The organism is Bacillus cereus group sp. BfR-BA-01382, assembly GCF_022663475.1.
GTDB classification, from domain to species: Bacteria; Bacillota; Bacilli; order Bacillales; family Bacillaceae_G; genus Bacillus_A; species Bacillus_A thuringiensis_S.
On record NZ_JAKUFQ010000476.1, the window covers coordinates 1 to 204 of the forward strand.

Sequence of the window (204 nt, forward strand, 5' to 3'; positions counted from 1 at the left end):
AAAAAATATGAGCTACACTGTTATCTAGTTTTCAAAGAACATACATTTATATATGAGAGATAGTTCTCTCAAAACTGAACAAAACGAAACACGGAAACTTATATTGATGAACAGCGTTCATCAATTCTCCATAGAAAGGAGGTGATCCAGCCGCACCTTCCGATACGGCTACCTTGTTACGACTTCACCCCAATCATCTGTCCC

1 rRNA gene is annotated in these 204 nt (G+C 38.7%); it reads right to left on the reverse strand.

Annotation, left to right across the window (positions count from 1 at the left end):
• Window positions 1–134: 134 nt before the first annotated feature.
• Window positions 135–204: ribosomal RNA gene (locus MR160_RS34765) — 16S ribosomal RNA — on the reverse strand; the annotation flags it as partial.